Consider the following 408-nt stretch of genomic DNA (forward strand, 5'->3'; position numbering starts at 1 on the left):
CTTCAGTATAATTGTATTTGACAAAATTGGTTGTGGTGAGAAACGAATTACTGCCTATGTCAATAATCGTTGGTAAACGTCCTTGTTCATCGTAAACGATACCTGCGCGGGTTTGTCGAACGCGCATAGAGAGTTGAGTAATTTGTAACGTAGCAGTTCCTTGCCCACTGGTTTCTTCTGCTTTGGAATCAACAAATAAAGCTTGTCGAACAGCGAAGTCCGGGAGAAACAAATACTTAGCCCTCTTATAATCTACTTTGCCAAATAATCGCTGATCAATCTTAGAAACCCCCATTCTGTCAAGAGCTTCACGGGTGATGTCTTCAGCTATATCAGCAACTTTATCCGTCTCATTCTCGAAAATAAATTTAGCCTGCTGACGATAATCAAAAATCGCTTGGCTTACTA

At 40.4% G+C, this 408-nt stretch carries 1 protein-coding gene; it reads right to left on the minus strand.

The window, feature by feature from the left end; genetic code table 11:
- Window positions 1-408 (minus strand): SfiI family type II restriction endonuclease (locus tag D7Y13_RS44045; RefSeq protein ID WP_167508833.1); only part of this gene is annotated, 408 nt, incomplete at both ends.

Origin of the sequence: Corallococcus praedator, assembly GCF_003612125.1 — a bacterium.
Taxonomy (GTDB): Bacteria; Myxococcota; Myxococcia; order Myxococcales; family Myxococcaceae; genus Corallococcus; species Corallococcus praedator.